This is a genomic window from Arthrobacter sp. EPSL27 (genome assembly GCF_001512305.1).
GTDB lineage: Bacteria > Actinomycetota > Actinomycetes > Actinomycetales > Micrococcaceae > Arthrobacter.
This window is the reverse complement of sequence record NZ_LNUT01000005.1, coordinates 1,132,803-1,156,842: the sequence shown is the minus strand read 5'-3', so window position 1 is coordinate 1,156,842 and position 24,040 is coordinate 1,132,803. Positions and strand designations below refer to the sequence as shown.

Sequence of the window (24,040 nt, the reverse complement as noted above, 5' to 3'; positions counted from 1 at the left end):
CGTCCCCGCTGCGGGCCCGGCCCGGGTGAGACCGCCCGTGCGGCGCCGGCCGGTGGGGTGGCGATGTTCCGCTGAAGCATGCTCTGGATCCTAGTCGGACGGAATCGTGTGTGGCACGCTAAGTCCCATGGCGCGCATTGAGGATTATGCGCTGGTCGGCGATCTGCACACGGGAGCCCTGATCAGCACCGAAGGCTCCATCGACTGGCTCTGCCTGCCCCGGTTCGATTCCCCGGCCTGCTTCAACGCCCTCCTGGACACGCCCAGGGCGGGGCGCTGGTTGCTGGCCCCGGAAGGCGGCGGGGAATGCACCCGCCGGCATTACCGCAAGGGCACCCTCATCCTCGAAACCGAATGGGAGACGCCGTCGGGCAAGGTCAAGGTCATCGACTTCATGCCGCCCCGCGACGGGGTGGCGGACCTCGTGCGGATTGTGGTGGGCGTCCGCGGGACGGTCCGGATGCGCGGCGAGCTGGTGCTGCGCTTCGACTACGGGCACATTGTCCCGTGGGTGCGCCACGACGCCTACGGGATCCACGCGATCGCCGGCCCGGATGCCGCGTATCTGGTGACCGAGGCGCCGCTGCGCGGCGAGCGGCTCAAGACCGTCAGCGACTTCACCGTCAGGGCGGGGGACCGGGTGCCGTTCGTGCTGACGTGGACGCCAAGCCACCTGGCCCGGCCCCGGAGGATCGACCCGGAACGGGTCCTGGAGTCCACCGAGGCCTTCTGGCAGCACTGGTCCTCCAAGTGCACGATTACCGGGCCCTACCGGGCGGATGTGCAGCGGTCGCTGATCACCCTGAAGGCGCTGACGTTCGCGCCCACCGGAGGCATCGTCGCGGCCGTGACGACGTCCCTGCCGGAGGAACTGGGCGGCCAACGGAACTGGGACTACCGCTTCTGCTGGCTCCGCGACGCCACCCTGACCCTCCAGGCGCTGCTCGCCGCGGGATACACGGAAGAGGCCGCATCGTGGCGTGACTGGCTGCTGCGGGCGGTGGCGGGGGACCCCAAGGACCTGCAGATCATGTACGGCATCCACGGCGAACGCCGGCTGCCCGAGGTGGAGCTGCCGTGGCTGCGGGGATACGAGAATTCCGCCCCCGTCCGGACCGGGAATGGCGCGGCGGGGCAGCTGCAGCTCGACGTCTGGGGCGAGGTGCTGGACTGCCTGTCGCTGACCCGGAACTCGCTGCTGACCAGCACCGACGAGTCCTGGGACGTGCAACTGGCTCTGATGGAGCACCTCGAGTCGGCCTGGGACCGTCCGGACAACGGGCTCTGGGAGATGCGCGGACCCCGGCGGCATTTCACCCACTCCAAGGTGATGGCCTGGGTGGCCGCGGACCGGATGGTCAAGGGCGTCCGGGATTTCGGCCTGCCCGGCCCCGCGGACCGCTGGGAAGAACTCCGCGAGACGATCCGTGCCGACGTGATGGCCAAAGGGTTCGACGCCGGCCGCAACACCTTCGTCCAGTCCTACGGCCGGCCCGAGCTCGACGCGAGCCTCCTGCTGATTCCCCGCGTCGGGTTCCTGCCCCCGGACGATCCGCGGGTGGTGGGCACCATCGACGCCGTCCAGCGCGAGCTCACCCATAACGGGTTCCTCCGCCGCTACAAGCCGGCGGAATGCGACGACGGACTCCCCGGCGAAGAAGGGGTATTCCTGGCGTGTTCGTTCTGGCTGGTTGAGGCGCTCCTCGGCGCCGGCCGGCGGCATGAGGCGCAGGAACTGTTCGACCGGCTGCTGGCGGTGCGCAACGACGTCGGGCTTCTCAGCGAGGAATGGAGCATCGAAGACGGGCGGCAGCTGGGGAACACCCCGCAGGCCTTCAGCCACTTCGCGCTGGTGATGAGTGCCCTGGAACTGCACGACGACGGTGTCCGCCGCAGCGACTCCCCTGTCTCCGGGCGCTGAGGGGGAGCGGCCGCCCGCGGGCCCCGGGTGTTCATCCAGACCCTAGATAAGTATACTTACTAATATCCCGCTCATTGGGGGGAGAGGACAAAGGAGTGTGCGATGGCAGGATATTTCGAGCTCGTGGACGCGCCCGACGGCGGCTACCGGATCCGCATGCTTGACGGCGGCGGAAGCCTGATGGCTGTCTCCGTCACCTTTCCCACCAAGAGGGCAGCCGTGGCCGGCATCGCCCAGGCGCGTGAAATCGCCGGCACCGGACTGATCCGCGACCGCAGCGCGGGCGGGCAGTCCGTGGTGCCGCCCTCACGTGTCACCCGGCGGACCGCAGGGGGCGCAGGCCGCTCCACCTCACTGGCCGGCGGGTCGCTGGCTGCCGGCAAACGCGCACGCGCCCACAACTAGGCTGCGCCCTTAGCTCGACTGGGATTCAGCACCCCGCTGTGGCGTCCGCCCGGGCCGACTGACATGCCGGGCAGTGCTGAGTAATCTGCCGGACCGCTTTGTCCCCGTCAGGCGGTGAACTTCCGCCACGTCTTGAGGAAGTCGGCCTCGGCCCGCGCAGCGATCCCTTCCTCCTTGGCGTGCAGCCGGCCGTAGGTGAAGCCGTTCTCGCCGCTGCGCAGCGACCGTGCGCCGAGCTCCACCAGCAGGGTCCGGGCCACCACGCTGTCCTGGAACTGGCCCAGGTCCGTCTGGATCCGGCGCGCCGCCTTGGCGGCCCGCCGGGCGTTCTTGGCGCCGCCTCCGCCGCCCAGGGATGCGGCCAGCTCGGCGGAATAGCGCAGCCGCTTGGCCGCCTTCCGGACTTCATGCAGCCCTTCGTCCCGGGTCGGTCGGTCCTCCTCCGCCGGCAGCGCCTCCACGGCCCGCCTCAGGCGGCCCTCATCCTTGGCGGCCAGCTTCCGGATGGTTTTCCGCGGGGGCCGGGACGCTTTCTCGGACAGGCTGCCGCCGTCGAGCCAGGTATCGAGGGCGGACAGCAGCTGCTTGTACCGCTGGCTGTTCAGCGCCTCCAGGGCGGCCTCAAAACCGGCGGCAGCGGCGGCATCGAGCTCCTCGTCGATCCGCGCGGGGGCCGGGCCGAGCACCAGCTCGTCGGGTTCCTCAGCCAGCAATTCCTTGAGGCGGGCCTGCACCACACCGGGGTCGCGGGCCGGGCCCAGTGCCCCTGAGAGCCAGCGCAGCTCGGACCGCAGCTCATCGGCGGAGCCCTTGGCGAACAAGGACCGGCCGGTCGCCAGCAGCGAGCGGAGCCGGCGGGCGGCGACGCGCATCTTGTGGATCGCTTCGGCGTCGTTTTTCCGGACCCCGGGTTCGTGCTGGCGCAGTTCTGCGGACTGCTCAGCGAGGTAGTCGAGCAGGGCCTCTCCAGCGGTGGTTGCCATGCTTCACTGTGCTGCACGGGGCTGCCCGGCGCAACCCCTCCGGCGGCCGGGGAGCGCGGACCGCCGGGCCCCGCCGAGATGTCATTTCACGGCAATGTTCGCGTGCAACACTGCCGTGAGGTGCCAACTCGGCATACGCTAGCCGGATGACACGACAGCATCTGCCCGGCCGAGTGGCCGTCGTCACCGGGGCGGGATCGGGAATCGGACGGGCGGTGGCGCGGCTCATGCTCGCCGACGGATACCGGGTGGTCCTGGCCGGCCGGCGGGAAGCGCAACTGCTGGAGACCGGGGCCGGGCATGCCCAGGCGTTCGCCGTTCCCTGCGATGTGACAGCGCCCGACGACGTCGAGCGGCTTTTCGCTGAAACTCTCCAGCGCTGGGGCCGCGTGGACGTGCTGTTCAACAACGCCGGGGTGTTCGGCCCCGCCGCCTCCGTGGACGAGATCAGCCTGGCGGACTGGGAGGCCACCCTGGCGGTCAACCTGACCGGGTCCATGCTGTGTGCCGCGGCCGCCGTCCGGGCCATGAAGGCCCAGTCGCCGCAGGGCGGGCGGATCATCAACAACGGCTCCATCTCGGCGCATGCGCCGCGGCCCCGGACGGTGGCCTATGCGGTGACCAAGCATGCCATGACCGGGCTGACCAAGAGCATTGACCTGGACGGCCGCGGCTTCGGCATCACGTGCGGTCAGATTGATATCGGCAACACGGCCACGGAGCTGATGGACACCATCGGCGTCGGCTCCGGGGCTGTCCAGGCCGACGGCAGCACCCGCGTGGAACCGACCTTCCCGGTCGAGGACGCCGCCCGGGCGGTGCTGCTGATGGCCGGCATGCCGTCCTCCGCGAGCGTCGGCTCCCTAGTGATCACGGCCGCCGGAATGCCGTTCATCGGTCGCGGCTAGTTTTACCGGCAGCAGCGTGGCCGCGCCTCCTAAACCGGGCCGCGCCTCCTAAAGCGGCAGCAGCCCTGACAGGTCGGCGCGCAGCCCGGAGGCCGCCACCCGTCCGGCGTCGACGGCTTCGGCCCAGCCCAGCCGGCCGCTGACCATTTCCAGCCACGTGCCGGCGTCGCACTCAATGACGTTCGGCGGGGTGCCGCGGGTATGCCGGGGGCCCTCCACACACTGCGTGACGCCGTACGGCGGGACGCGGACCTCCACGGAGTTCCCGGGTGCCCGGGCGGTGACCTCCTCCAGGGAGTAGCGCACCGCCGTCGCGAGCGTGGCGCGGGGGAGGGGCGCGGCGGCGGGGGCATCGGCCTGGCCGGGGTTGGCCTCCTGCCACGCAGCAAGGGCCGCGCGGCCCTCATCGAGCGCGATACGACGTCGTTGAACCACCACTGACTTGCCTCCCGGCTGTTTCAAAAGAGTTGCCGGCCCTCCGCTGGCCGGACCGATTCTGGAGCCAGCCTACCCCTGCCCCTTCAGACGGAGCCACGACCGATGCTCATTAGAAAGTTTTTCAACTATACGAAAAAACGATTAGCTTGAATATTAAGTAAACTGGATGTAGTTTTATGGCAGGTTCCCTCCCGGGATCGGGGCCCGGCGTCTTTTACGGCGGGGTGACGTGATGATCGGTTGGGGGAACCAGATGACGTCTTCAAGGCACCGCGGGTGGACTTTCATGCTGTTGGCGTCCGCGTTGGTTGCCGCACTGTCCGGAAGCCTGGCGACCGCACCGCAGGCTTCGGCGGACGAGGGGTGCGCGGCGGGAACCGCGATGAACGTCGTCGCGCACCAGGATGATGACCTGATTTTCCAGAACCCCATGCTTCTTTCGGCCATCCGTGACGGGTTGTGCGTGCGCACCGTCTACGTAACAGCCGGCGATGCCAATGACTCCGAGGACTACTGGAGTGCGCGGGAGGACGGGGTAAAGGCCGCCTACGCGCATCTCGCCGGGGTTCCGGACACCTGGTCTGTCTCGGACGCCGGGGTTGCGGGGCACCCGATTCCGGTGGCCACCCTGGACGGGGCGCCGCGGCTGTCGCTTACGTTTATGCGGCTGCCCGACGGGTACCGCGACGGGCGGGGCGGCTCCAACTACGGCAACCAGAGCCTGCAGAAGCTTTACACCGGCCTCATCGGCAATATTACGGCCGTCAACGGCTCCTCGTCATACACGCTGGCTGGACTCCAGGGCACCCTCCTGGCGCTGATAACCAGCTACCAGCCGGACCGGATTTCCACGCTGGACTTCGCCGGGACGTACGGCGACGGAGACCACAGCGATCACCACACTGTCGCCTACCTCGTGCACGCTGCCCACCAGCTGTACACAACGCCCCACACGATCACGGGCTACCAGGGCTATCCCAACAAAAAGCGCCCGTCTAACGTGGCCGACCCGGAACTGGCGGCCAAGACCGAAGCGTTTCTTGTGTACGCCCAGCACGATTCCAAGACCTGCACCACCGCCCTGGACTGTTCCACGAACTCGATCGGGGCGTGGCTATCCCGTTCCTATACGGTCGCAGTGCCTGCCGCCGTGCCGGTCGCCGCGAAAGAGGTGGCCGACGTTGAGGGGCCGGCCGCGGTCGCAGCGAACGTCGCGGCCACCGCGGCGGTGACGGCGAGTTCGGAGAACACCGCCTCGGGCCAGACCGCGGTCAAAGCCGTCGACGGCGTGATCGCCGGGCACCCCGTGGACGCCACCCGGGAATGGGCCACTCTCTCCGGGAAAGCCGGGAGTTACCTCAACCTCGCCTTCCCCGCCCCCGTTACCCTCAACAAGGTGGTCCTCTACGACCGGCCCAACACCAACGACCAGATCACCGGCGCCACCCTGACGTTCTCCGACGGCACCACCGTCCCGGTCCCGGCGCTGGAGAACACCGGCCAGGCCACCACCGTCACCTTCCCCGACCGCGCCACCACCAGCCTGCGCGTCACTGTCACCACCGTCAGCGGCACCACCCGGAACGTCGGCCTCGCCGAACTCCAGGCCTACCCCGGCACCGCCGCCACCCTCCCCTTCCCGGTCCCGGCACCTGCGAATGTGGCTGCCACCGCGGCGGTGAGTGCCAGCAGCGAGAACACTGCCACCGGCCAGGCCGCGGCCAAAGCCGTCGACGGCGTGATCGCCGGGCACCCCGTGGACGCGACCAAGGAATGGGCCACCGTGGGCGGGAAAGCTGGCAGTTACCTCAACCTCGCCTTCCCCGCCCCCGTCACTCTCAACAAGGTGGTGCTCTACGACCGGCCCAACACCAACGACCAGATCACCGGCGCCACCCTGACGTTCTCCGACGGCACGACCGTCCCGGTCCCGGCGCTGGAGAACACCGGCAAGGGCACCACCATCACCTTCTCCGACCGCGCCACCACCAGCCTGCGCGTCACCGTCACCACCGTCAGCGGCACCACCCGGAACGTCGGCCTCGCCGAACTCCAGGCCTACGCAAACTGACCGCCGCCGTCGAGCCCCCCTAAACAGCAACGCGGGGTCACCTACAGTCGGTCCCGGCGGACGGGACGGACCGTAAATGACCCCGCGTTGGGGTGTTGAGCCGGCGGCTCAGTCGAGCAGTGCCGAGACGGCCTGGCCAAGGCGGATTTTGCCCACCGGCCGGCCGCCGCCGAGTACGGGGGTCACGACTTTGTCCAGGACGCTGGCAACCTCGGGCACGTCCACCGCGCCTGCGGCTGCCAGCAGGGTCAGGCCGACGAGCGTGGTGGCGCGGATGTTGCCGTCGAGGATCTTGATCGCGACGGAGGCGCCCGCGGGGGTGGCCATTACCAGCACGCCTTCGGCGCCGATCTTGGCGAGGATGCCGAGGTCGTCCATGACGATGGTGTTGGACTCGCCCTTGCCCTGCACGGCCCACGGGTAGTCCAGCATTGAGGTCGCGATGGTGGCGGCGCGGGCGTTGGAGTTCTTGTCACCGGGAGCCTTGGCGAGCTTGGAGAAGGCCCGCGCGAGCCCGGTGAGGGATACCGCAGCCACCGGCGCCCCGCAGCCGTCGATGCCTAGGTGGGCGATGCTCTCGCCGCAGTATTCCTCGATGACGGAGCGGATGCGCTGCTGCAGCGGGTGGTTGGGTTCGAGGTAGCTGCGGGTGTCCCAGCCATTCTCGGTGCAGGCCCAGAGGAACGCGGCGTGCTTGCCGGAGCAGTTGAAGGCGAGCTTGGTCTGGCCGCGCTCGGTGCGGATCAGCCAGGTGCGCGCGGTCTCGTCCTCGGGCCAGGCGGCCGGGCACTGGAGTTGGTCCTCCTTGACGCCGGCGGCCTTCAGCATGCCTTCGACGACGTCCATGTGGTCGAGCGAGCCGACATGGCTGCCGCAGGCGATGGCAGCCTGGGCGCCGCGCAGGGGCACCCCGGACTGCATCGCGGCGAGAGCCTGGAGGGGTTTGAGCGTGGACCTGGCATAGATCGGCGTGGTGATGTCGCCCAGTTCGGTGACGACGCTGCCGTCCCCGGCGATCAGGACGGCGGAGCCGATGTGCCGGGACTCCACAAAGCCGCTGCGTTCAACGACTGCCAGTTCGACGGCGGAATCGACGGTGAAGGTGGCGTGCGCATTCAGGGGCATGCTGCAAGTCTATGGTGCCCGGCGGTGATAGCCGGTTATTCCACGGTCACCATCACCGACTGCCAGCCGGACGCGCCGTCGGGGACCGGATCCGCGCGCTGGTCCGTCTGGACCTCGCCGGTTCCGTCGGTGGCGCGGGCCTTGATGTAGTGCGGTCCCGGGGTGGCGTCCCAGTCGAAGGACCACTGGCGCCAGGTGATGACCGACGCCTCGTCGGCCAGTGTGGCCTCGGTCCAGGGGCCGTTGTCGATCTGCACCTCCACCTTGGTGATGCCGCGGGTCTGGGCCCAGGCGGTGCCGCCGATGGCGACGCGTCCGGCCGGGACCTTGGCGAAGGACTTCGGGACTTCCACCCGGGCCATGGTCTTGATGGGGCCGCGCTCTGACCAGCCGCGCTGCGTCCAGTAGGCCTTGCTGTCCGCGAACCGCGTGACTTCCAGGTCCACCACCCACTTGGTGGCCGACACGAAGCCGTAAAGGCCGGGAACCACCATCCGCACCGGGTAGCCGTGCTCCAGCGGGAGGGCCTCACCGTTCATCCCGATGGCCAGCATGGCGTCACGGTCGTCCTGCAGGACCTCCAGCGGGGTGGAGGCGCTGAAACCGTCGATTGAGGTGGAGAGCACCATGTCCGCGCCGTCCTTGGGCCGAGCCATGGCGAGCACGTCACGGATGGGCATGCCCAGCCATTTGGCGTTGCCGGCCAGGTTGCCGCCCACCGGGTTGGACACGCAGGTCAGGGAGACATGGGATTCAATCAGCTGCGCGTCCAGCAGGTCCTGGAAGCTCAGCCGGACCTCCTGCTCCACGAGGCCGTGGATCCGCAGCTCCCAGTCCTCGACGTTGATCTCCGGAACGCTGAGGGCGGTGTCGATGCGGTAGAAGTCGTTGTTGGGCGTGAGCCACGGCGTGACCCCGGGCGCAGCGGACTGCACGCCCGCGGGGACGGCGGCGGCAGGCTTCGCCGGAGCGGGGAGCTGCAGGGATTCGCGGGCCTGGGCGATGTTGCTACGGGCTGCGCTCAGCATGCGTCCGCCGGTGGCGGCGATGGCCGAGGCTGCGGCGGTGACGCCGGCCGCTGCGAAGAAGGTGCGGCGGCTGGTGGCGGGACGGTCCGGGTCCTTGGCAGCCAGGTCCGAATCCTGGTCCGGCCACTGCTGCATCCGCCACAGCCGCGAGATCAGGAAACGAAGTGCAATGAGCCCGGCCGCGGTGCCGACCAGGGTGGGAATGGCGTCCAGGGGCTTCACACCGGCCCGGGTCACCACGCTGGCGACGATCACGGCGCCCATGAGCAGCACGCCCGCAACGCCGAGGGCCCACTTGCGGTAGGCCACGATGCCGAGGACGCAGGCCAGCAGCAGGATGGTGACGGCCATGCCGACAAACAGGGCGAGCTTGTCGTTGGTGCCGAAGGTGGCGATCGCGAAATCCTTCAGCCAGGACGGCGTGAAATCGATGAAGGTCGAGCCGAGGGCGATCACCGGCGTCGCCCGCGCCGTAAAGAATGCGCCCAGCAGTTCCGCAACGGCCAGGACGACGCCGGCGGCCACCACCCCGGCGAGTGCGGCCAGGGCCGAGGGTCCGGACAGCCGCCTGCCGGGGGCGTGGTGGCCGGGTTGGTTCCGCGGGGCCGTCCCGGTGCCGGGCTGGTCCGCGCGGGGCGTCTGTGTGCTGGGCTTCTCCATACCCAGTCTTCGGCGCCGGACCCTCCGCGGATGGGCCGTCCTGCAGGCCAGTCACCGGGGGGACATGCGCATTCTTCGGGTCCGGTACCGGGGGACATGCCCATTCTTCAAGCCAGCCACCGGGGGACATGCCCATTCTTCGGGCCCGGCACCGGGGGACATGCCCATTCCTCGAGCCCGCGCGTGGACATACGGGCACTATGCCCAGCGGGTGCGGCCAGGGCGGGGCATGTCCCGCGGGGGTCACAGCTTAGGAGCCTGCCGGGTCCACAAAGTACCCTAGGGAACTGTGAAGGTACTTGTCATCGGCCCCGGCGGCCGCGAACACGCCATTGTCCGAGCCTTGCTTGCCGACCCGAACGTGTCCGAGGTCCACGCGGCCCCGGGGAACGCCGGCATCAGCAAACTGGTCCCCACACACGCCATTGACGCGAACAATCCCGACGCCGTCGCTGCCCTGGCAGCCAAGCTCGCCGTCGATCTTGTGGTGGTCGGCCCCGAGGCTCCGCTGGCCGCGGGCGTGTCCGACGCCGTCCGGGCCGTCGGGATCCCCGTGTTCGGCCCCAGCAAGGCCGCCGCGCAGCTGGAGGCCTCCAAGGCGTTCGCCAAGGAAGTGATGGCCGAAGCCGGCGTCCCCACCGCGATGGCCCGGGTGGCCAGCACCGCCGAGGAAGCCGCTGACGCGCTGGACACGTTCGGCGCCCCCTACGTGGTCAAGGACGACGGACTCGCCGCCGGCAAGGGCGTGGTGGTCACCCGCAACCGGGACGAGGCACTGGCCCACGCCCAGACCTGCTTCGACGCCGGCGGCACGGTGGTGATCGAGGAATTCCTCGACGGCCCGGAGGTCTCGATCTTCGTCCTCTGCGACGGCCGCAACACCGTGGCGCTGTCCCCGGCCCAGGACTTCAAACGCATCTACGACAACGACCAGGGCCCCAACACCGGAGGCATGGGCGCGTACACCCCGCTGGAGTGGGCCCCCGAAGGCCTCGTCCAGGAGGTCATCGACCGCGTCGCGCAGCCCACGGTCAACCAGATGGCCCACCGCGGCACCCCGTTCGTCGGCGTGCTGTTCGTCGGCCTGGCGCTGACCTCCCGCGGCACGCGTGTCATCGAGTTCAACGTCCGCTTCGGCGACCCGGAAACCCAGGCAGTCCTCGCCCGCCTCAAGACCCCCCTCGGCGGGCTGCTCATGGCCGCCGCCAAGGGGGAACTGGACAAGGTCCAGCCGCTGCGCTGGTCCAAGGAAACCGCCGTCGCCGTCGTCGTCGCCGCCGAAAACTACCCCGACGCGCCGCGCACCGGCGACCGCATCCGCGGCCTCAAGAAGGTCGAATCGATCGAAGGTGTCCACGTGATCCACGCCGGCACCAAGCTCGACGACGAAGGCAAAGTGGTGTCCGCCGGCGGACGGGTCCTCGCCGTGGTGGCGCTGGGCACCGACCTGGTGGAGGCCCGCGAGCGGGCGTACGACGGCGTCGAGCTGGTCCAGCTGGACGGCAGCCAGTTCCGCACCGACATCGGCGGCAAGGCGGCCCGCGGCGACATCAAGGTGCAGGCGCCCGGAGCCCCTGCCGCGACGAAAGCGCAGGCCTGAGCATGACGCAGCCCGAAACCCCCAATCCCGCCGCCGCGAAGGGCGGCCTGGATACCGCGACGCTGGACCTGTCCGGCTGGACGCACATCTACTCCGGCAAGGTCCGCGACCTCTATGTCCCGGCGGATCAGTCCATCACCGAGCGCATCGGCCAGGAGTGCGTCCTGGTGGTCGCCAGCGACCGCATCAGCGCCTTCGACCATGTCCTTGCCAGTGAAATCCCGGACAAGGGCCGCATCCTCACCCAGCTGAGCCTGTGGTGGTTCGAGCAGCTCGGCGTGGAGCACCATGTCCTGGCGTCCACCGTGGAGGCAGGGGTGCCCGCCGCCGTGGAGGGCCGGGCGATGATCTGCAAGAAGCTGGACATGTTCCCGGTCGAGTGCATCGCCCGCGGCTACCTCACGGGATCCGGCCTGCTGGAATACCGGGAGTCCGGCACGGTGTGCAGCATTCCGCTGCCGGCGGGCCTGGTGGACGGGTCCCGGCTCGAGGAGGCCATCTTCACGCCGTCCGCGAAGGCCGAGGTGGGCGAGCATGACGAGAACATCACGTACGACGCCGTCGTTGGGCTGGTGGGCGAGGACGTCGCGTCCCGCCTGCGCGAACTCACCCTGCTGATCTACACCAAGGCCGAGGAGATCGCCCGCGGCCGCGGGATCATCCTGGCGGATACGAAGGTGGAATTCGGTTTCGACGCCGCCACCGGCGTCATCACGCTCGGCGACGAGGTGCTCACCCCTGACTCCTCACGGTTCTGGGACGCCGCCACGTACGAGCCGGGCAAAGCACAGCCCTCCTACGACAAGCAGTATGTGCGCGACTGGCTGACCTCGGCCGAGTCCGGCTGGGACAAGTCCTCGGACACGCCGCCGCCGGCACTGCCGTCCGACGTCGTCGACCGCACCCGCGGCCGCTACGTCGAGGCGTTCGAGCTGCTCACCGGCCGGACGTTCCACTAACCGCCGGGGAGCAGGCCGCCTAGGTTCCGGAGGACGCGGCGGCCTGCGCCCGGCGCTGCGCCAGCCGGATTTCCAGCACGGCGTCCATCGCCTGCTGGACCCGGTCCGAGGCGCCGGCTGCGCTGAACTCGCGCTGGGCCTCTTCGAGGTAGACCAGGGCCTCGTCGGCTTCGCCCGCGGCCTTGAGTGCCTTGCCGAGCAGGAGGGCCACCTCGCCGGCGACATGCTTGGCGAGGGCGTCCTTTTCAGCGTGGATCTCGCGCAGCTTCTGCACGGCGGCCACAATGTCCCCGGTCAGGTAGAGCCAGCGCGCGCGGATGAACGCCACTTCGAGCTGGTCCGTTTTGTTGCCCCCGACGATGGAGAGCGCCAGTTCGGCGCGCTCGATCGACGACAGCGTCTCCGGCTCCACGATCCCGGAGGACAGGCGGACGGCGGCGGAGGCCTTGTTGAACCGCGCCCAGAGATCGATGTCGTTCGCGGGGGAGAGCAGCTGCGCCGCCCGCTCGTGGTACTTGATGCCCTCCTGGTAGTCGTGGCGCATAAAGGCCACGTTGCCGATCACCCAGGCCACCTCACCGGCGAGCTGGGTCATGGAGTGCTCGTCCATCTGCTCGTTCATGGCCTGGCAGTATTCCCACGCCTCATCCAGCCGGCCGCTCTCTGCCAGCGCGCCGATGAGGGCGCGCAGCGCGCCGATCACCAGGGTGGAGCCCTTCGGCAGTTCGGCGCAGAGCCGCACCGCTTCCTGCGCATGCCCGACGGCAACCGACAGCTGGCCCTGGCCGTGGCACACGGCGGCGAGCATCTGCCGGGCCCGGACGCCCAGGCCGGCCGATTCGGCGGCCATGGGGTGGTCCAGCAGCCGCTGGACCAGGTCCTGGCACTCTTTGAGCTGGCCCTGCTTCATGAGGCACTCGGCCTGCATGTAGCTCATGTTCCACCAGGCGCTGGTGTTCTTGGCTTCGAGGGCGATCTGGGCCGCGGCGGCGGCGTGGGTGGCGGCCAGGGCGTAGTCCCGCAGATCCCAGGCCTGCCGTGCGTACAGGCCCGCCAGCACGTATTCGGCGTCGCTGACGGACACCGGCTGGCTCCATGCCTCCAGGGCTTTGGGCGCGAGTTCCAGCCTGCGGGCCAGTTCCTCAATGACGTCGGCGGTCGGTTCGCGGCGTCCGGTCTCCAGCAGGGAGATGTAACTGGGCGAGTACAGGTCCCGGCCCAGTTCCGCTTGCGTCAGGCCGCGTTCGAGCCGTTCCGCTCGGAGTTTCTCCCCGAATCCGTTCCCCACGGGTTCCTCCTAATTCCGGACAGTCTTTGTACTAAATGCTTGACAGTCTCTGTGCAAGCCATTTTACAATGTATGTCAACAAGGGCTAGTGCTCGCTTTGTAATGTATCCGAATCGCGTTTCCGACTCGTATTGAGGAACCCACATGTTCAAGAAGATTGCAGCTTCTGTCGCCCTGGCGGGGGCGTTGGCTCTCTCCGCAACGGCTCCCGCAGTCCTGTCCGTAAGTGCCATCGGTAACTGGCCCGACCCCATGGGCAGCACTACCCTCTCAATCGGCAACTGGCCCGATCCCATGGGCTCCGGCAGCCTTTCTGCCATCGGCAACTGGCCGGACCCGATGACCTACTCCACGAACATCGGCAACTGGCCTGACCCGATGTAAAACCGACCCGATGTAACCCACAGCTTCCACGAAAGCCCCGGGGCACGCGCGAACCGTGTCCCGGGGCTTTCTGTTGCCCCAAAACCACTGGCTGCCCTTAGACCCCGCTGGCTGCTCTGATCCCGGCCGCGCCGCGTCCGTTCTGGCCGGAAACGCAGAAGAGGGCCTTCCGAATGGAAGACCCTCTTCTTGATTGGTCGGGATGACAGGATTTGAACCTGCGACCTCGTCGTCCCGAACGACGCGCGCTACCAAGCTGCGCCACATCCCGATCCGTTGCTTCAAAAGCAACTTCACAAGAGTATCGGATGGGGACCCGGATGTGAAATCGGGCCGGCGTCGTCCCTCAAAACACGCCGTAACGAAGGCCCCGGCAGGCTCAGACCAGCGAATCCCGCCAGGCGCCGTGCAGCTGCGCGAACCGGCCGCCGCCGCCGATCAGCTGTTCCGGGGTGCCGTCCTCGACCACGCGGCCGTCATGGACCACAAGCACCCGGTCGGCGGTCTCCACCGTGGAGAGGCGGTGCGCGATGATGAGGGCGGTCCGGCCGCCGTCGGCGCCCGCGCCCTGCAGCAGCCGTGCCAGGCCGTTCTGGACCAGCCGCTCGGACGGGATGTCCAGCGAGGACGTGGCCTCGTCCAGGATCAGCACGGCGGGCCGGGCCAGGAACGCCCGGGCGAAGCTGATCAGCTGCCGCTGCCCGGCGGAGACGCGGCCGCCGCGCTTGTTGACGTCCGTGTTGTAGCCCTCCGGCAGCTCCACGATGAAATCGTGCGCGCCCACGGCCCGGGCGGCGTCCTCGATCTCCTCCCGGGAGGCTCCCGGCCGGCCCAGAGCGATGTTGTCCGCGACGGAGCCGCTGAACAGGAACGCCTCCTGGGTGACCATCACAACGTTCCGGCGCAGGTCCGCCGTCGCAAGGTCCCGCAGGTCGACGCCGTCGAGCGTGAGGGACCCGGCGGAGACGTCGTAGAAGCGGGCGATCAGCTTGGCGAGGGTGGATTTGCCGGCGCCGGTCTGGCCCACCAGTGCCACGGTCTGGCCGGCGGGGACGTGCAGGTCCATGGCGGGGATGATGACCGGCCCGTCGCCGTAGCGGAATTCCACGCCCGCGAAATCGATGGTGCCCTTGACGTCGTGCAGGGCCACCGGGTTCTTGGGCGGGCGGACGGTGGGGACCTCCTCAAGCAGTCCGGAGACCTTTTCCAGTGCCGCCTGCGCGCTCTGGAAGGAGTTGTAGAACATGGCCATCTGGTCCACAGGCTGGAAGAAGCGTTTGGTGGACAGGATGAGGGCCAGCAGCACGCCGACGGCGAGCTCGCCGCTGAGCACGCGGAAGCCGCCGAACAGGAGGACGACGGCGACGCAGACGTTGCCGATCAGCACCAGGCCGGGCTGGAAGATGCCGTTGAGGTTGATGGAGCGGACGGTGACCTTGCGGTAGTCCTCGGAGAGTTCGGCGTAGCGCGCCGCGTTTTCGCGTTCCTTGCGGAAGGCCTTGACCGCGCGGATGCCGGTCATGGTCTCGACGAAGTGCACGATCAGCCGGGCCGAGACGACGCGGGATTCGCGGAACGCGATCTGCGAATGCTTCTGGTACCAGCGGGCCAGGAAGTACATCGGCACGCCGGCGGCCAGGACAAGGAGCCCGCTCCGCCAGTCGAGGGCGAACACGGTGACGGCGGTGAACACCATAAACAGCATCCCGGAGGCCAGCGAGCTCACCCCGGAGTCAAGAAGTTCGCGCAGCGCCTCGAGGTCCGAGGTCTGCCGGGCGATGATCCGGCCCGAGGTGTACTTTTCGTGGAATTCCAGGCTCAGCCGCTGCGTGTGCCGGAACACCCGTACCCGCAGGTCCAGCAGCATCGCCTGGCTCAGGCGCGCCGTCGACGTCACGTACAGGGCGGTGAGGCCCGCCGTCGCGACGGCGGCGGCCAGATAGGCGGCGCCGGTGAGCAGGAGGGGCAGGTTGTCGCCGGCCGTCAGCGCGGGGAGGGCCCGGTCGATGCCGAAGGCGATCAGCGCCGGGCCGGCGACGCGCGCCGCCTGGGACAGGACGACGGCGGCGATGGTCAGCCAGAACCGCCGGCGGACCGGGCGGATCAGGGACCGGAGCAGGGCCACGGAGCGGCGGCGGACGGTTTTGCTCTCGCTCTTGGACAGGTGCGCATTGTCCTCGTTCGCGGTGCCGAAGGTCGCGGTGCTCATCGGGAAACCTCCTCGGCGTTGAAATCTGACAGTTCCGAGTCGAGCAGTCCCGTGTCCAGGTCCCGCGGTTCGGGGTCGAGGCTGGCGATCACGTAGCGGTAGTGGCGGTTTTCCGCGAGCAGTTCGGCGTGGGTGCCGACGGCGGTGATGCGGCCGTCCTCCAGCAGCGCCACCCGGTCCGCCAGCGCCACGGTGGAAGGCCGGTGGGCCACGATCAGCGTGGTGGTGTCGGTGAGGACTTCCCGCAGCCTGGCCTCGACCAGTTCCTCGGTGTTGACGTCGAGGGCGGAGAGGGGATCGTCAAGGACCAGCACCCTGGGCCGGGCGGCGATGGCGCGGGCCAGGGCGATGCGCTGCCGCTGCCCGCCGGAGAGGCTGAGCCCCTCTTCGCCGATGAGGGTGTCCAGGCCGTCGGGGAGCGAATACGCAAAGTGGGCCTGGGCGACGTCGAGCGCCTCCTCGAGGGCCGCCTCGCGGCGTTCGTCGGACAGGCCCGCCGGGGCGCCGAGCAGGACGTTGTCGCGGACGGAGCTGGAGAACAGGGTGGTGTCCTCGAACGCGACGGCGACCACCCTGCGGAGGTCCTCGACGTCGAACTCGCGCAGGTCCACGCCGTCGATGGTGATGGCGCCGGCGGTGACGTCGTACAGGCGGGGAACCAGCTGCAGGAGGGCGCTCTTGCCGCTGCCGGTGACGCCCACCAGGGCCATGGTTTCGCCCGGCTTGATGTCCAGGCTGATGTCCTTGAGGATCGGCTTGTCCGGGGCGTCCTCGTAGGCGAAGGTGGCGTTGGTGAAGCTGAGGGCGCCTTTCAGCTCGGCGGGGCGGCGGGGCTGGCCGGGGCTGGTGATCGTGTTGGCCGAGTCCATCACCTCGAAGTGCCGGTCGACGGCGGTCTTGGCGGTGAGCGCCATGGCCAGCAGCATGCCGCAGAACTCCACCGGTGTGGCGATCACGGCGGCGGTGGCGAAGAACGCCACCAGGGCGCCGATGCTGAGTTCGCCGGTGGAGGCCAGCAGGATGCCCACCACCAGGCCGGCGCCGAGGGCCAGCTCGGGCAGGAGGGTCACCACCAGGCTGAATGTGGCAAGGTGCTTGGCCTTGGCAATCTCCGTCTGGCGGAGCTCCTCCGCCTGCTCGTTGAAGTTCTCCAGCGCCTCGCCGCTGCGGCCGAAGGCCTTGAGCACGCGGATCCCGTGCACCGACTCCTCCACCGTGGTGGCGAGGTCGCCGGCCTGGTCCTGGCTGCGGCGGGCCACCCGGCTGAAGCGGGTGCGGAACCGGAAGCCGTAGATCATGATGGGCACGGCGGCCGCGAGGAAGATCAGCGCCAGCTGCCAGCTCATGGAGAACATCACGGCGACGCCGATCACCACCGTCAGAGTGGTGACGACGAGCATGATCGCGCCGAAGGCCATCCAGCGGCGCAGGAAGTTCAGGTCCGTCATGGCTCGGGAAAGCAGCTGGCCCGAGCCCCAGCGGTCGTGGAAGGAAACGGTCAGGTCCTGCAGGTGGTCGTAGAGGCTCACCCGCATCCGGGTCTCCACCGTGGTGGCGGGGTTGATTACGAACTGCCGGCGCAGCGCGACCAGCCCGGCCTCCGCAACGCCCAGGCCCAGGATGATCAGGGAGGCGATCCAGACCGCGTCCGTGCTGCCGCCGGGCTGGAGGGATTCGTTGACCAGCACACGCAGCACCTGGGGGATGACCAGGGCCACCACGCTGGCGAGCAGGGCGCAGATCAGTCCCATTACCAGCCGCGGGATGATCGGCCTGACGTGGGGATAGAGACGGCTGATGGAGGAGAAAAAGGGGGTCTGCTTGGCCATGCCTGCTTCTTAAAACGCGGCCGCGCAATAACTAACGCGACTGGATGTAGTTTCCTGTAGCAACTACCCTAGGCCATCGAGTGACCGGGTTCACTTGAATTGGGGCAGCATCAGGATCTCGCCCAGTCATTACATTCCGCAATGGCTGCGGGCCCCCGCCGGGTGGACATGTCCCGTCGCGGACACGGAAAGAGGGCATAGGCCCACTATGTCCATCCCTGGGGTGCGGGGGAGGGCATGTCCCGTGGTGGCGGGTGGCCTAGGACCGCGCGGTGAGCGTGAGCAGGACGGCCTCGGGCTTGCAGGCGATCCGGACCGGGGCGAAGCGCGAGGTGCCGATGCCGCCGGAGACGTTCACCGGCGTCGTGCGCCCGTTGCTCTGCCAGTCGTGCAGGCCCTTGGCGCGCCAGGTGGGGAGGTCGCAGTTGGCCACAAGCGCGCCGAAGCCGGGAACACAGATCTGCCCGCCGTGGGTGTGCCCGGCCAGCAGGAGGTCGGCGCCGTCGTCGGTGAAATGGTCCAGAACGCGCTGGTACGGGGCGTGGATGACGGCGACCCGCAGGTGCGGCTTGGCGTCCTGGCCCTTGGTGCCGCGGGGCCAGCCGGCGTAGCGCTCCAGGCCCAGGTGGGGATCGTCGACGCCGGAAAAGTCCATGCGCAGCCCTTTGACCACCAGCGACTGGCAGCGGTTGGTCAGGTCCACCCAGCCGCCCATGCCGAAACCGGAGCGCAGTTTTGGCCAGTCCAGCTGAGCCGGTTCCTTGGGACGCGAGGACGGGCCCAGGAAGTAGGACGCCGGGTTCTTCATCCGCGGGGCGAAGTAGTCGTTCGAGCCCGGAACGAAGACGCCGGGGAACTTCATCAGCGGGCCGAGGGCCTCCAGCAGGGGATCCACGGCCTTCGTGTGGCTGAGGTTGTCGCCGGTGTTCACCACCAGGTCCGGCTTAAGGTCCGCCAGTGAGGACAGCCATTCGGCCTTCCGGTCCTGGCCCGGCACAAAGTGGATGTCGCTGAGGTGAAGGACCCGGATCGGGCCGAACCCGGCCGGCAGCACCGGCAGGGTCTCTTCGCGCAGGACGAACTGGTTCTTTTCCCATAGACCGTATCCGGTCATGGCGGCACCGGTCACGGCGCCGGCGGCGGCGGTGACGGCAAAGCCGCGCCCGATGCTCCGGGCGCGGCTTGCCAGCGACTCAAGCCCGGTCACGGCTTGGGCTCGTCTTGCTTCTTTTCCTGGCCAGGGGGAGCGGGCTCAGTGTTGCCCGGCTCGCTCGGCGCGGAACTGGAGGGTGCAGGAGTGGACTGGGTGGAAGGCCGCGGCGCGGGGGCCGGGCCGTTCACCAGGTTCGACGGCGGAGCCGGGAACGGGTCGGTGCCGTACGCCGGCGCCACCTGCAGCATGTAGTTCGAGAACTGCGGGCCGGCGATCATGTAACCGTCGATGGCCTTGTAGAACTTGCCGTTGAGGGTCAGGTTGCGGCCCGGCCGGTCCTGGCCGCCGAGTGCGTCGCCGAACCAGGAGGCCGTCGCCAGGCCGCTGGTGTAGCCCACAACCCAGGTGGAGTTGTTGGGGTCGTTGGTGCCGGTCTTGGCAGCAATAGGGAAGCTGGTGCGCGTCGAGATCCGCGGCTGGATCAGTGACCCGGAACCGCGGTTGAGGACTTCCTGCAGCGCCGAGTTCACGCCGCGGGCAACCTCCGGCTTGATGGCGTCCCGGCAGCTGGTGGCCTGTGCCGGCAGCTGGGCGCCGGTGGCGTCCGTGACGGACTCGATGGCGATCGGCTCGCAGTACTTGCCGTCGTTGGCGAACGTGGCGAACGCGCTGGCCATGGTCAGCGGCGACGTCTGGGTGGCGCCGAGCAGGTTCGACAGACGCGTCATGGGAACCGGCTCGTTGGTCTGGCCGGCGTGGATCCCGGCAGCGTCCACGATCTTCTGGATGCCGCAGAGGTCCACCTGCGCCGCCGTGGCGAAGGTCATGGTGTTGATCGAGTTCGCCAGGCCGTCGACGACGCTCATGTTCTTGTAGTAGCCGTCTTCGGCGTTCTGCAGGTCCTTGGCCGCGCCAAGGCGCTCCTCGGCGGTGTTGTACGCGCCGTCCACCGGGGTGGGGCAGGTGTTCTTCCACCGGTAGTTCAGCGGGTAGCGCCGCACGGCGCCGTTGAGGACGGTGTTCATGGACTTGCCCTCGTTGAGCCACTGGGCGAAGGTGAACGGCTTCATCGTGGAACCGGGCTGGAAGCCGCCCAGGCCGCCGAGGTCGTTGCCCTTGGCGTCCCGCATGTCCACGTTGAAGTTGATGACGTTGTTGAACTTGCCCTCGGCCTCAAGGAACTGCGTGTTCTGGGCCATGGAGATGATCTTGCCGGTGCCCGGCTGCACGGAGACCAGCGAGGCGCCCCACTTGTCGGGGTTGTCGCCGGCGGAGCCCTCCACCTGCGCTTGGGCCACGGCCTGGGCGTTCGGATCCAGGGTGGTCTTGATGGTCAGGCCGCCGCGGAAGACCTTCCGCTCACGCTCTTTCGCGTCGGCGCCGTAGGCCGGGTTGTTCAGGAGCAGGTGCAGCACGTAGTCGCAGAAGTAGGGGGCGGTTGCGGAGTACGCGCAGCCCTGGCGTGCCGGGGTGACCTTGGTTTCCACCGGGGTGGCGACGGCCGCATCGTAGTCGGCCTGCTGGATCTTGCCCTGGGAAAGCATGGACTGGAGCACCAGGTCGCGGCGGACCTTCGCGTTGTCCGGGTTGTTGATGGGGTCGTAGAACGACGGGCTGTTGACCAGGCCGGCCAGCAGTGCCGCCTGCGGCAGGGTCAGGTCCTTGGCGGTGGTGCTGAAGAAGAACTTGGACGCGGCCTCGATGCCGTAGGCGTCACGGTTGAAGAAGACGATGTTGAGGTAGCCCTCGAGGATCTCCTCCTTGGTGAACTTCTTCTCCAGGGCGATGGCGAGCTTCATTTCCCGCAGCTTGTCACCGACGCCCTTGTTCACACCGTTGAGGAGGACCTGGTCGCTCTTGCCCTCGGCCTCAAGGGAGGAGTTGATCACGTTGTTGACGTACTGCTGGGTAATGGTCGACGCGCCCTGGCGGTTGCCGCGGGCGGTGCTGACCAGGGCACGCATGATGCCGGTGGTGTCCACGCCGCCGTGCTCGTAGAAGCGGCTGTCCTCGATGGCGATCACGGCGTCCTTGACGTACGGCGACATCTGGTCAAGGGACACCCGGGTGCGGTTCTCCGCGAAGAGGTTGGCGATCACGCTGCCGTCGGAGGCCAGGATGGTGGTCGACTGGCTGGGCGGGTCCACCTGCAGTTCGGCCGGCAGGGTCTCGAAGAATTTGATCGATCCGCTGGCGGAGCTGCCGGTCACGGCAGCAGCAGGGACCAGCAGTCCCGCCACCAGGACGCCACAGATGGCGCTCACGCCCAGGAAAAGGAGGATCTTTCCGAGGGTGGTGGCCGTGTCAAATAAAGGGTTCTTACCAGTCGCCATGTTTTCCACTTTACCGGCAAGGACTAGGCTTTAGCTCATGACCAAATGGGAGTACGCCACGATTCCGCTCATTATTCACGCCACAAAGCAGATTTTGGACCAGTGGGGTGACGACGGCTGGGAGCTTGTGCAGGTGGTTCCGGGGCCTGACGGGAACGGCCTGGTTGCCTACCTGAAGAGGGAGAAGCAGTAGCCATGAGCACCCCCGCTTCTTCCGCTCCGGGCGCCGCAACGGCGTCCGGAACGCCGGGCTCCAGCACCGCCGGCGCGGGCGCGCCGTCCGCCGTCGAACAGCGCCTGGCCGAGCTTGGCCTGACCCTGCCGGAGGTAGCCGCGCCCGTCGCCGCCTACGTTCCCGCTGTGATTTCCGGCAACCACGTCTACACCTCCGGCCAGCTGCCGTTCATCGGCGGCAGCCTCGAGGCCACCGGCAAGGTGTCCTCCGGCACGGAAGGCGCCTCCGACGAGGCCACCGTGTCGCCGGAAGACGCCAAGCGCTACGCCGCCGTGTGCGCCGTCAACGCCCTGGCCGCCGTCAAGAGCGTCATCGGGGACCTGGACCGCATCACGCGGATCGTCAAGGTTGTGGGGTTCGTTGCCTCCGACCCGTCCTTCACCGGCCAGCCCGGTGTGATCAACGGCGCCTCCGAACTGCTGGGCCAGGTCCTGGGCGACGCCGGCCAGCACGCGCGGTCCGCCGTCGGTGTTGCCGTCCTTCCGCTCGACTCCCCGGTTGAAGTCGAACTGATCGCCGAATTCGCCTAGAAGGCCGGTCAGTTCCTTGCCTCAGTTAGCCCGACGACTGTTCGACCTCCCCCCGGATCTTGAGGGGGCAGCCCGCAGCTGGCTGGAACACGGCGAACGGACGCCCCGCGCGCCGCGGTTCGCTTCCTCCGTGGTGCTGCTCCGTGATTCGCCCACGGGCCTGGAGACCTGGCTGGGTTACCGGCCCGGCTCCTCGCCGCTGGGCGTCCTCGCCTTCCCGGGCGGGTCCCTGGAGGCGTCCGACGACGACGCCGTCGGCTGGCTGGGCCCCTCGCCGCAGCATTGGGCCGAGCAGATGGGGACCGCCGACGTCGGGCTGGCCCGCCGCCACGTGGTGGGCGCCATCCGCGAACTGTTCGAGGAAACCGGCGTCCTTCTCGCCGGGCCGGACCTGTCCACGACGGTGGAGGCGACGTCCACGCCCGAGTGGATGCGGGCCCGGGTGGCCGTGGCGGAGCAGGAGAAGTCGTTCACCGAGGTGCTCGCCAAGCGCGGGCTTTCGGTGCGGACGGACCTGCTGAAACCGCTGGTGAACTGGCTCAGCCCGGATTTCGCGCACCGCCGCTTCAACACCCGCTACTTCGCGGCCACGGTCCCGATGAACCAGCAGCCCTCATTGCTGGCCAGCAAGGGGATCTGGGGCCGTTGGGTGTGTGCCCGGAAGGTCATCGCCGAGCGGGAGACGTCCGCCCTTGGCGACGAGGTGGGCCAGGAGAACACCGTGGGCCTCAGGCTGGGGCAGCTGATGGTGCCCGGCTCGGAGATCATGCTCGAGAAGATGGCCTCCGCGAACGGCTGCATTGCCTACCTGAGCTACAAACGCAAGGCGCACGTCTACCAGCCGCGGCTCGTCGAGGAAAACGGTCAGATGATGCTGGAGGTCGAGGCCGCCAAGACCGTTGCCGGGGAACCCCAGCGCGAACGCTGACCCTGCCGGGAGCGGCACGCCGCCACCACTGGACATGCGCTCCGCGGGGATCATCCTGCCACTGGACATGCGCTCCGCGGGGACTATCCTGCCACTGGACATGCGCTCCTCCGGCCGCCGCCACTGGACATATTGGCGTTATGTCCACCCGCTGATTCTCAGGCTGGGCATGTCCCGCGGGGGTGGCGCGGATTAACGCCGAAGGCCGGCCCGTTCATCTGAACGGGCCGGCCTTCGGCGTTTGCTGTGGGTGAGGCTTAGCGGGAGCGCTGGCGGAGGCGCTGCATGTCGAGGATGACAACGGCGCGGGCCTCCAGGCGCAGCCAGCCGCGCTGCACGAATTCGGCGAGGGCCTTGTTGACCGTTTCGCGGGAGGCGCCGACCAGCTGGGCCAGTTCCTCCTGGGTGAGCTCGTGGGCCACCAGGACGCCGTCCGTGGCGGGGCGGCCGAAGCGGTCGGCCAGGTCCAGCAGCGCCTTGGCCACACGGCCCGGAACGTCGGAGAAGACCAGGTCGGACAGGGAGTCGTTGGTTCGGCGCAGTCGGCGGGCCAGGGCCTGCAGCAGCTGGGCCGATACCTCCGGGCGGGTGCGGAGCAGGGCGTTGAGGCTCTCGTTCTTCAGCCCGGCGAGGCGGGTTTCCGAGACGGCGGTTGCCGTGGCCGTACGCGGGCTCGGATCAAACAGGGCCATTTCGCCGAAGAGCTCGCCCGGGCCGAGGATCGCAAGCAGCGACTCGCGGCCGTCCGGGGACGTGCGTCCAAGCTTGACCTTGCCGGAGACGATGAAGTAGAGCTGGTCGCCCTGGTCGCCTTCCCGGAATACCGAGGCTCCGCGTGAGAGGTCCACCTCGGTGAGCTCGTCCGTCAGCAGACGGAACGCCTCGTCGTCGAGCGTGGCGAAAAGGGGTGCGCGGCGCAATACCTCGATATCCATAAAATCTCCTGACTAACTGTGTCGGCTGGGGCGCTCCAGCCATTGTTTCAGAATTTTCAGGCTTCTGTGACGTACTTGGCATCGAAACGCGCTGTACGTCGCTCCCGGGGCCGCGCGG

The 24,040-nt window shown here is 68.6% G+C and carries 20 protein-coding genes and 1 tRNA gene; 10 read left to right on the top strand and 11 right to left on the bottom strand.

What is annotated here, in order from left to right; translation table 11 throughout:
• Positions 1–127 precede the first annotated feature (127 nt).
• Positions 128–1,921 (top strand): glycoside hydrolase family 15 protein, encoded by a 1,794-nt coding sequence (locus AR539_RS16270; RefSeq protein ID WP_066439217.1) that lies wholly within the window; start codon positions 128–130, stop codon positions 1,919–1,921.
• A gap of 102 nt (positions 1,922–2,023) precedes the next feature.
• Complete coding sequence (locus tag AR539_RS16265) at positions 2,024–2,326, top strand: YegP family protein (RefSeq protein WP_066439214.1); 303 nt, start codon at positions 2,024–2,026, stop codon at positions 2,324–2,326.
• A 107-nt stretch (positions 2,327–2,433) separates the two neighbouring features.
• Here AR539_RS16265 and AR539_RS16260 read toward each other — a convergent pair whose 3' ends face one another.
• The gene (locus tag AR539_RS16260) at positions 2,434–3,309 is read right to left on the bottom strand and encodes a CHAD domain-containing protein (protein WP_066439206.1); all 876 of its coding nucleotides are present in this window, start codon (positions 3,307–3,309) and stop codon (positions 2,434–2,436) included.
• A 146-nt stretch (positions 3,310–3,455) separates the two neighbouring features.
• Here AR539_RS16260 and AR539_RS16255 point away from each other — a divergent pair, with 146 nt between their 5' ends.
• Positions 3,456–4,217 carry an SDR family oxidoreductase gene (locus tag AR539_RS16255; protein ID WP_066439203.1) on the top strand — a complete coding sequence of 254 codons (762 nt, stop codon included), beginning with the start codon at positions 3,456–3,458 and terminating at the stop codon, positions 4,215–4,217.
• Between the two features lie 48 nt (positions 4,218–4,265).
• Here the strand turns inward: AR539_RS16255 and AR539_RS16250 are convergent, their stop codons facing one another.
• Positions 4,266–4,655, bottom strand: a complete 390-nt coding sequence (locus AR539_RS16250; protein WP_066440101.1) for a sterol carrier family protein — start codon at positions 4,653–4,655, stop codon at positions 4,266–4,268.
• Between the two features lie 286 nt (positions 4,656–4,941).
• Here AR539_RS16250 and AR539_RS16245 point away from each other — a divergent pair, with 286 nt between their 5' ends.
• Complete coding sequence (locus AR539_RS16245; RefSeq protein WP_066439201.1) at positions 4,942–6,726, top strand: PIG-L family deacetylase; 1,785 nt, start codon at positions 4,942–4,944, stop codon at positions 6,724–6,726.
• Between the two features lie 108 nt (positions 6,727–6,834).
• Here AR539_RS16245 and AR539_RS16240 read toward each other — a convergent pair whose 3' ends face one another.
• Together AR539_RS16240 and AR539_RS16235 are read right to left on the bottom strand one after the other, a co-directional pair.
• Positions 6,835–7,851, bottom strand: a complete 1,017-nt coding sequence (locus tag AR539_RS16240; protein ID WP_066439198.1) for an asparaginase — start codon at positions 7,849–7,851, stop codon at positions 6,835–6,837.
• A 35-nt stretch (positions 7,852–7,886) separates the two neighbouring features.
• Positions 7,887–9,539: a molybdopterin-dependent oxidoreductase gene (locus tag AR539_RS16235; protein ID WP_082699406.1), complete on the bottom strand. Its 1,653-nt coding sequence runs from the start codon at positions 9,537–9,539 to the stop codon at positions 7,887–7,889.
• Positions 9,540–9,828: 289 nt separating this feature from the next.
• On the opposite strand from AR539_RS16235, the gene purD reads away from it, so the two are divergent.
• Together purD and AR539_RS16225 are read left to right on the top strand one after the other, a co-directional pair.
• Complete coding sequence (purD, locus tag AR539_RS16230; protein WP_066439195.1) at positions 9,829–11,139, top strand: phosphoribosylamine--glycine ligase; 1,311 nt, start codon at positions 9,829–9,831, stop codon at positions 11,137–11,139.
• A gap of 2 nt (positions 11,140–11,141) precedes the next feature.
• Positions 11,142–12,098 carry a phosphoribosylaminoimidazolesuccinocarboxamide synthase gene (locus AR539_RS16225; protein WP_066439192.1) on the top strand — a complete coding sequence of 319 codons (957 nt, stop codon included), beginning with the start codon at positions 11,142–11,144 and terminating at the stop codon, positions 12,096–12,098.
• 19 nt (positions 12,099–12,117) lie between these two features.
• Here AR539_RS16225 and AR539_RS16220 read toward each other — a convergent pair whose 3' ends face one another.
• On the bottom strand, positions 12,118–13,386 hold the full coding sequence (locus tag AR539_RS16220) for a helix-turn-helix domain-containing protein (RefSeq protein ID WP_066439189.1): 1,269 nt from the start codon (positions 13,384–13,386) through the stop codon (positions 12,118–12,120).
• Positions 13,387–13,530: 144 nt separating this feature from the next.
• Between AR539_RS16220 and AR539_RS16215 the strand changes: the two genes are divergently transcribed.
• Complete coding sequence (locus tag AR539_RS16215) at positions 13,531–13,770, top strand: hypothetical protein (protein WP_066439187.1); 240 nt, start codon at positions 13,531–13,533, stop codon at positions 13,768–13,770.
• A 194-nt stretch (positions 13,771–13,964) separates the two neighbouring features.
• On the opposite strand, the gene AR539_RS16210 is transcribed toward AR539_RS16215, so the two are convergent.
• The 5 genes from AR539_RS16210 to AR539_RS16190 all read right to left on the bottom strand — a co-directional run bounded on the left by AR539_RS16210 (position 13,965) and on the right by AR539_RS16190 (position 21,294).
• A tRNA-Pro gene (locus AR539_RS16210) sits at positions 13,965–14,041 on the bottom strand.
• Positions 14,042–14,149: 108 nt separating this feature from the next.
• Positions 14,150–15,979: an ABC transporter ATP-binding protein gene (locus tag AR539_RS16205; RefSeq protein WP_066439184.1), complete on the bottom strand. Its 1,830-nt coding sequence runs from the start codon at positions 15,977–15,979 to the stop codon at positions 14,150–14,152.
• Positions 15,976–17,808 carry an ABC transporter ATP-binding protein gene (locus AR539_RS16200; RefSeq protein WP_066439181.1) on the bottom strand — a complete coding sequence of 611 codons (1,833 nt, stop codon included), beginning with the start codon at positions 17,806–17,808 and terminating at the stop codon, positions 15,976–15,978. The genes AR539_RS16205 and AR539_RS16200 overlap by 4 nt, the downstream gene beginning before the upstream one ends.
• Positions 17,809–18,067: 259 nt before the next feature.
• Complete coding sequence (locus AR539_RS16195; protein WP_066439178.1) at positions 18,068–19,015, bottom strand: metallophosphoesterase; 948 nt, start codon at positions 19,013–19,015, stop codon at positions 18,068–18,070.
• The gene (locus tag AR539_RS16190) at positions 19,012–21,294 is read right to left on the bottom strand and encodes a transglycosylase domain-containing protein (protein ID WP_066439176.1); all 2,283 of its coding nucleotides are present in this window, start codon (positions 21,292–21,294) and stop codon (positions 19,012–19,014) included. The genes AR539_RS16195 and AR539_RS16190 overlap by 4 nt, the downstream gene beginning before the upstream one ends.
• A gap of 37 nt (positions 21,295–21,331) precedes the next feature.
• Between AR539_RS16190 and AR539_RS19400 the strand changes: the two genes are divergently transcribed.
• From AR539_RS19400 to AR539_RS16180, 3 genes are read left to right on the top strand one after another with little or no spacing between them, the layout of a single operon-like run.
• The gene (locus AR539_RS19400; protein ID WP_003797879.1) at positions 21,332–21,487 is read left to right on the top strand and encodes a DUF4177 domain-containing protein; all 156 of its coding nucleotides are present in this window, start codon (positions 21,332–21,334) and stop codon (positions 21,485–21,487) included.
• 2 nt (positions 21,488–21,489) lie between these two features.
• Complete coding sequence (locus AR539_RS16185; protein WP_066439173.1) at positions 21,490–22,059, top strand: RidA family protein; 570 nt, start codon at positions 21,490–21,492, stop codon at positions 22,057–22,059.
• A 16-nt stretch (positions 22,060–22,075) separates the two neighbouring features.
• On the top strand, positions 22,076–22,987 hold the full coding sequence (locus AR539_RS16180) for an NUDIX hydrolase (protein ID WP_066439171.1): 912 nt from the start codon (positions 22,076–22,078) through the stop codon (positions 22,985–22,987).
• Positions 22,988–23,244: 257 nt separating this feature from the next.
• On the opposite strand, the gene AR539_RS16175 is transcribed toward AR539_RS16180, so the two are convergent.
• Positions 23,245–23,922 carry a Crp/Fnr family transcriptional regulator gene (locus tag AR539_RS16175; protein ID WP_011693220.1) on the bottom strand — a complete coding sequence of 226 codons (678 nt, stop codon included), beginning with the start codon at positions 23,920–23,922 and terminating at the stop codon, positions 23,245–23,247.
• Between the last annotated feature and the right edge of the window lie 118 nt (positions 23,923–24,040).

Coding starts and splice junctions, on each gene's coding strand:
- AR539_RS16270 (WP_066439217.1), top strand. CDS start 128: ATGGCGCGCATTGAGGATTATGCGCTGGTCGGCGATCTGCACACGGGA.
- AR539_RS16265 (WP_066439214.1), top strand. CDS start 2,024: ATGGCAGGATATTTCGAGCTCGTGGACGCGCCCGACGGCGGCTACCGG.
- AR539_RS16260 (WP_066439206.1), bottom strand. CDS start 3,309: ATGGCAACCACCGCTGGAGAGGCCCTGCTCGACTACCTCGCTGAGCAG.
- AR539_RS16255 (WP_066439203.1), top strand. CDS start 3,456: ATGACACGACAGCATCTGCCCGGCCGAGTGGCCGTCGTCACCGGGGCG.
- AR539_RS16245 (WP_066439201.1), top strand. CDS start 4,942: ATGCTGTTGGCGTCCGCGTTGGTTGCCGCACTGTCCGGAAGCCTGGCG.
- AR539_RS16240 (WP_066439198.1), bottom strand. CDS start 7,851: ATGCCCCTGAATGCGCACGCCACCTTCACCGTCGATTCCGCCGTCGAA.
- AR539_RS16235 (WP_082699406.1), bottom strand. CDS start 9,539: ATGGAGAAGCCCAGCACACAGACGCCCCGCGCGGACCAGCCCGGCACC.
- AR539_RS16225 (WP_066439192.1), top strand. CDS start 11,142: ATGACGCAGCCCGAAACCCCCAATCCCGCCGCCGCGAAGGGCGGCCTG.
- AR539_RS16215 (WP_066439187.1), top strand. CDS start 13,531: ATGTTCAAGAAGATTGCAGCTTCTGTCGCCCTGGCGGGGGCGTTGGCT.
- AR539_RS16205 (WP_066439184.1), bottom strand. CDS start 15,979: ATGAGCACCGCGACCTTCGGCACCGCGAACGAGGACAATGCGCACCTG.
- AR539_RS16200 (WP_066439181.1), bottom strand. CDS start 17,808: ATGGCCAAGCAGACCCCCTTTTTCTCCTCCATCAGCCGTCTCTATCCC.
- AR539_RS16190 (WP_066439176.1), bottom strand. CDS start 21,294: ATGGCGACTGGTAAGAACCCTTTATTTGACACGGCCACCACCCTCGGA.
- AR539_RS19400 (WP_003797879.1), top strand. CDS start 21,332: ATGACCAAATGGGAGTACGCCACGATTCCGCTCATTATTCACGCCACA.
- AR539_RS16185 (WP_066439173.1), top strand. CDS start 21,490: ATGAGCACCCCCGCTTCTTCCGCTCCGGGCGCCGCAACGGCGTCCGGA.
- AR539_RS16175 (WP_011693220.1), bottom strand. CDS start 23,922: ATGGATATCGAGGTATTGCGCCGCGCACCCCTTTTCGCCACGCTCGAC.